The organism is Manganibacter manganicus, from assembly GCF_002075885.1.
In the GTDB taxonomy this organism is placed as follows: Bacteria; Pseudomonadota; Alphaproteobacteria; order Rhizobiales; family Rhizobiaceae; genus Mesorhizobium; species Mesorhizobium manganicum.
This window is the reverse complement of sequence record NZ_MDET01000053.1, coordinates 1-3,922: the sequence shown is the minus strand read 5'-3', so window position 1 is coordinate 3,922 and position 3,922 is coordinate 1. Positions and strand designations below refer to the sequence as shown.

The window sequence follows — 3,922 nt, the reverse complement described above, 5'->3', positions numbered from 1 at the left end:
ATGTCAACGGCGGAGTAAAATCAGGCCACGCGGCGGCGTAAAAGTCGGCCACTTCGGCGCGCGCATGAGACGTCCGGGAGGGCGTAGCCCGAGCGGGGGTCTTATGCGTGCGCGGCGATTTTTGGAGGGTAGTTCAGCCGGCCTTTCGGGCGCGACTTTGCGCGAGGCGATAGCTGTCGCCATTCATCTCGAGAATGTTGACGTGGTGGGTGATGCGGTCGAGCAGCGCGCCGGTCAAACGCTCGGACCCCAGGATTTCCGTCCATTCGTCAAACGGAAGATTGCTGGTGATCAGCGTGGCACCCCGTTCGTAGCGTTGCGAGATCAGCTCGAACAGCAATTCCGCGCCGGTCTTGGAGAGCGGCACGAAGCCCAGCTCATCGATGATGAGAAGCTGGTAGGCGGCCATCTGTTTCTGGAACCGTAGCAGACGCCGCTCGTCGCGCGCTTCCATCATCTCGCTGACCAGCGCAGCGGCTGTCGTGAAGCCGACGGACAGGCCCTTCTGGCATGCAGCCAAGCCGAGGCCGAGCGCCACATGGGTCTTTCCCGTGCCGCTGGGACCAAGCGCAATGACATTCTCGCGCCGCTCGATCCATTCGCAACGCGCCAGTTCCAACACCTGCATCTTGTTGAGCTTCGGGATGGCGGTGAAGTCGAAGCTGTCCAGGCTTTTGACGACCGGGAACTTTGCCGCCTTGATGCGGCGCTCGACCTTGCGGCGATCCCGTTCGATCATCTCCCTTTCGGAAAGCCGGGTGAGGTATCCGACATGATCGACGCCCTCGGTGGCGCATAGCCGAGCCAGCTTCTGGTATTCGCGCTGGAAGGTCGGAAGCTTGAGGGCTTTGAGATAATGGGAGAGCAGGATCTCGGGCACGTCAGTGCTCATGCCGCTTCCTCCCCATGCGCGGAAAGCAGTCGCATATACGCCTTCGCCGATGTCGTCTCGACCGTCGCCCTCGGCAGGTATGGGTAGATGGACAGGTCCAGTCTCGGCGGCCGGCGCTCCACCCGACACAGGATCAGATGCTTGACGGCGTCGAAGCCGATTGCTCCGAGTTGAAGGGCCTGCTTCACTGCCGTATGCAGGTCCGCAAGCTCGAAGCTCTCCAGCAGGCGAAGAACCTGCACGTACTCACGCCGGCCATGTTTTGCCATACGGCCTTCCATCAAGCGGCGCAGCGTGGCGAACTCTTCGGGCAGGTTCCAGCCCTGGAGAGGTGCAGCCTGATCCAGCGAATTGATCTTCTGTTCGATCAGCGGCAGGTAATGCAGTGGGTCGAAGACGACGTCTTCCCGCTCCCAGCTTCGGGGATGGCGAGCGATGATCTCGCCGCGGCAGCCGATCACCACCTCGTCGACATAGCCCCGGACCCAGACATCCTGATGGCCATAGGCGACCGGGACGGAATAGTCGTTGGTCTTGTAGCGGACAAGCGACTGGGCCGTTACCTTGGCGCTGGCCTGATCACAGGCATCGAAGGGCGAGGCCGGCAACGCGCGCATCGCGGCCAGATCGCGCTGTAGCCGTTCCCCGATTGTCTCGTTCTCGCCGCGCAGCCTGTCGCGCTGGCGCTTGCGGCATTGCTCTTCAAGCCAGGCGTTGAACATCTCCCATGTCGCAAACTGCGGGATCGGCACCATGAAGTTGCGACGGGCATAGCCGACGAGACCCTCGACGTTCCCCTTGTCGTTGCCTTTGCCAGGCCGGCCGTAACGATCCCGGATCAGGTAGTGGGACAGAAACCCGCTGAATAGAGTAGCGCGCTTGCGGGTGCCGTCGGGCAGGATCTTGGCCACGAGGCAGCGGTCGTTATCGTAGACGATCGATTGCGGTACTGCGCCGAAGAAGGCGAACGCATGGATATGGCCGTCCACCCATGCCTCCGACACAGCCGCCGGATAGGCCCGCACATAGCAGCCGTCGCTATGCGGCAGGTCGAGCACGAAGAAGTGCGCCTTCCGCTCCACACCGCCAATGACGACCATCGCCTCGCCAAAATCGGCCTGCGCATGCCCTGGCGGATGCGACAGCGGCACGAACACTTCCTGGCGACGCTGCTCCCGCTCGCGCATGTAGTCCTTGATGATAGTATAGCCGCCGGTGAAGCGACACTCGCCACGAAGCCGGTCGAACACCCGCTTGGCCGTATGGCGCTGCTTGCGCGGCACCTTCATGTCCTCATCAAGCCAGTGATCGATCGTCGAAACAAACGCATCCAGCTTAGGCCGCCGGATCGGTGACTGACGCTGATAGCCCGGCGGCGTCGAATACGACATCATCTTGGCCACGCTATCGCGCGATATGTTGAAATGCTTTGCAGCCTGACGCCGGCTCATTCCTTCCGAGCAAGCCAGACGGACCTTCAGATATAATTCCACGGTGTAGATCCCCAACCCTCCTGCATTCGTCGCAGAAGGAAAATAGGTGGCCGGCTTTTACGCCGCCCGAAGCGGGACGATCCCGCCGCTACCGTGGACTAATTTTGCACCGCCGCTCTCAGCCGCCATTGTGCCGAGGACAGGCCAACGCCGCTGGCGCGCGTCTCAAAACGCTTGCGCATCAAGCGCTGCACGTCGTGGATCAAAAATCCCAATCTGTCTGTGCCTTCAGAAACCATGAGCGGGATATACAATAAGCGTGCTTACTATTCAAGGCGGGCATTGTTCCAGACGCCGGCGCATGACAGCCGTGGTCTGTCACATTGTTTGACCGGTAGGCGTGCGGAAGCTGGGCGCGTTTTTCAGGCAATCTGCAGGGCCACAGCTTTCCATTGGGCGATGGCTTGAAGGCGATGCTTTCGGATTTGGGAAGCGGAGCGGTTTGTAGGGGATGGAACGAAGAGATTGCGCACGGCCGAGAATATCGAGACGAAGCGCTGCAGGCCTCCAGGTGATCGAAAACCTTGCATCATTCGTTCTCGTTTCCGCAGCGGCACGTGCGAATTCTCAGATGGGGTTGTCTAATCGCAATGGTGACGTCAAGTATCTTGCACTTCTAAGAGCCTGACTCAGAAAGATCGATTTGATTTCAGGGGTTTTGCGAGCCGCCGGGTGAGTAGTCGGATACTGGCGACGAAGATCCATGCCTCGGCCGAGGCGATCGTTTTCTCGAAGTCCCTGGCCAATCGACGGCATCGTCCGAGCCAGGCGAAGGTCCGTTCTACTACCCATCGGCGCGGTAGCAGCTCAAAGCCCTTTGCCTTGTCCGTTCGCTTGACGATCTCCAGCACAAAGCAGCCGCTCCTTTTCAGTGCGCCCTTCAGCTTCGGGCCCGCATAGCCACCGTCAGCGAAGACGTGGCGCAGCCATGGCCAGCGCTTCACGATGGACTTGAGCACCTGCGCCGCGCCGTCGCGATCCTGAACCGCCGCGCTGTGAACGACGAGGCCGACCAGGAGCCCGCTGGTGTCGGTCACGATATGGCGCTTGCGGCCATTGATCTTCTTGCCTGCGTCGAAGCCCCGGATACCACCGCTTTCAGTGGTCTTGACGGACTGGCTGTCGATGACGCCGGCGGACGGACTTGCCTCCCGGCCCTCCTGCTCCCGGGCCGCCATCACCAGTGTGTTGTTGACGGCGCGCAGGATGCCGATATCGCGCCAGGCATAGAAGTAGTTCTGCACCGTGGTGAAGGGTGGGAAGTTCTTCGGCAACATGCGCCATTGGCAGCCGGTCGACGCCATGTAGAGGATTGCGTTCACCACCTCGCGCAGGTTTGCCACACGCGGCCGACCAACCGGCCTCGGTCCAGGCAGCAAGGGCGCGATCAGCGCCCATTCCCCATCGCTCAGGTCACTTGCGTAGCGCGCCGCCTCGCGGGCATAATCGCGCCGAGTGATATCAGTCCACGGCATCGTGCTCTCCATCGAATCTTCGCAAATCCGACGGAATCACAACCTGCTGATATCACTCAACT

Annotated in this window: 3 protein-coding genes and 2 pseudogenes; all 5 read right to left on the bottom strand. The window is 61.0% G+C overall.

Features of this window, described 5'->3' with window-relative positions; genetic code table 11:
• Nucleotides 1–133: 133 nt before the first annotated feature.
• The gene (gene istB, locus BFN67_RS20465; protein ID WP_080920594.1) at nt 134–892 is read right to left on the bottom strand and encodes an IS21-like element helper ATPase IstB; all 759 of its coding nucleotides are present in this window, start codon (nt 890–892) and stop codon (nt 134–136) included.
• Nucleotides 889–2,385 carry an IS21 family transposase gene (gene istA, locus BFN67_RS20460; protein ID WP_139789217.1) on the bottom strand — a complete coding sequence of 499 codons (1,497 nt, stop codon included), beginning with the start codon at nt 2,383–2,385 and terminating at the stop codon, nt 889–891. The genes istB and istA overlap by 4 nt, the downstream gene beginning before the upstream one ends.
• 107 nt (nt 2,386–2,492) lie before the next feature.
• A pseudogene (locus BFN67_RS24980) lies at nt 2,493–2,624 on the bottom strand (MarR family transcriptional regulator); the annotation flags it as partial.
• A 123-nt stretch (nt 2,625–2,747) separates the two neighbouring features.
• A pseudogene (locus BFN67_RS20450) lies at nt 2,748–2,957 on the bottom strand (IS6 family transposase); the annotation flags it as partial.
• A gap of 57 nt (nt 2,958–3,014) precedes the next feature.
• On the bottom strand, nt 3,015–3,860 hold the full coding sequence (locus BFN67_RS20445; protein WP_080920771.1) for an IS5 family transposase: 846 nt from the start codon (nt 3,858–3,860) through the stop codon (nt 3,015–3,017).
• Nucleotides 3,861–3,922: the final 62 nt, after the last annotated feature.

Coding starts and splice junctions, on each gene's coding strand:
- istB (WP_080920594.1), bottom strand. CDS start 892: ATGAGCACTGACGTGCCCGAGATCCTGCTCTCCCATTATCTCAAAGCC.
- BFN67_RS20445 (WP_080920771.1), bottom strand. CDS start 3,860: ATGCCGTGGACTGATATCACTCGGCGCGATTATGCCCGCGAGGCGGCG.